Origin of the sequence: Pedobacter petrophilus (genome assembly GCF_009674725.1) — a bacterium.
Lineage (GTDB): Bacteria > Bacteroidota > Bacteroidia > Sphingobacteriales > Sphingobacteriaceae > Pedobacter > Pedobacter petrophilus.
In genome coordinates this window covers 1-1,700 of the sequence record NZ_WKKH01000108.1, presented here as the reverse complement: position 1 = coordinate 1,700, position 1,700 = coordinate 1, and the positions used below count along the sequence as shown (strand labels likewise).

Annotated in this window: 2 protein-coding genes; both read right to left on the bottom strand. The window is 45.5% G+C overall.

Translation table 11 applies throughout. The features are described 5' to 3' along the window. The coding region (locus GJU39_RS23235) for an ATP-binding protein (RefSeq protein WP_209437733.1) at window positions 1–455 on the bottom strand (455 nt) is incomplete at its 3' end. Beyond that, window positions 421–1,700, bottom strand: a 1,280-nt coding sequence (gene istA, locus GJU39_RS23230) for an IS21 family transposase (protein ID WP_154283370.1), incomplete at its 5' end; no start/stop codon positions are given. The genes istA and GJU39_RS23235, both read right to left, overlap by 35 nt.

The following is a 1,700-nucleotide window of genomic DNA, read 5'->3' as shown; positions in this document are numbered from 1 at the left end:
GTATTGACATACAGAACCTTGTATCCATTCTGACAGGCCTGATATCCAAGTGCGGTGGCAAGGTAGCTTTTTCCTGTACCGGTGGAACCGGTTATAAAAAGATCCTTGTGCTCCTTAATGAAATCCAGGGCTGCAAGCCTGTGTACCTGGTTCCTGTCAAGCCCACGTTCAATGGAGTAATCAATATGCTCAAGAGATGCCTTATATCGGAATGCCGCCGCCCTAATTGTTCTTTCCACCGACCGGTTGCGCCTGTCGTCCCACTCGCTGGCAACCAGTACGGATATAAACTGATCAGTGGTCAGCGATTCCTTTACCGATGATTCCAGATTGGTTCTGAATGCATCGTACATCCCAAACAGCCTTAGCTGTTTCATTTTCTCTAATGTTTCATTGTTCATTTCTAATTGCTGTTTATTGTTACTGGTAATATTCCTTACCCCTGATGTTTCCATGATCAGGGATCTCTATCGTCTCTTCTTCTGCAGGTAGCTGATCAAGCTGCTTTCGCAGTATCTCCTCAATTATCCGGTAGTTGTACTGCCCAAGATTATCCGCCCAACGGCAGGCATTTCTTAGCCGGACCGTTCCAACACGACGTGCAAAGTTTAGTATGCCCGAACAGGATTTATGGGCCTGCTCTGGATGTCCCTTATACTCAAGTACCTTTGATATGTAACCGGCAACATCACTATGAATCTCTTCTGCCTGCCGTATAAAGTTTTCAGGGGTCCATTCTGAGATATACCGGTGTTGTGGCGCTAAATGGGTTTCCTGGGTGGTATAATGATGCTTTATTCGCACTCTTGAATGAAAGGCTATCATGGTATAGTTATAATAGACTTTTACTGAGCCGGAAGTGTAAAGCAGCTTCACTTTTTTACCAACATAGTTGTAGGGAACGCTGTAGTAATGGACATCCTCGCCCAGGCGTACATGGCCATTCCTCATAACGGTAACCATCACCTGCTTGTGCACCTCATATCCAACGGGGTTAAGCATGGCAAGTGCTTCACGTTCGATTTCCTCAAACTGTTCCCTACGTGAGTAGTTTCTGCCGGAAAAGTGCTTGTTGTTATGGATTTCGAGCAGAGGCACTATTGCTGCATTGAGATGCTCCAGGGTTTCAAAGTGGCAATTATCGAGTTTGTTGTAAATACTTCGATAAATGAGTTTCACGGCTCCCTCTACAAGTGATTTGTCTCGAGGTTTATAGGCACGTGCGGGAATAACAGTTGTGGCATAATGTTCCGCAAATGCTGCAAACTCATCGTTCAGTACCGCCTCATACCTGCTTCCCCTTGTAACAGCAGAGCGAAGGTTATCAGGCACGATGGCCTCCGGTACACCTCCGAAATAGCGCAGTGCATTTTCACAGGCGGCGATGAGATCCTCCTTTTTCTGTGAGGCCACAGCCTGGACATAAGTGAGCTGGCTGCAACCAAGGATTGCAACGAATACCTCTACGTCCTGCCTGATATTATCATTCCCGATAACAAATAGCTTTTTACCGGCAAAGTCGATATACATTTTATCTCCAGCCTTATGTTCGATATGCATTACCGATCTGGAGAGTTGCAGGTAAACCATTATGGCATCATTAAAGTGGGAACGGCTATATCCATCAGGGTGTTGCTTCACATATTCTTCATGGAGAGATTCCCTTGTAACACCCTTTCTCTTTAACCTTTTACAGTAAT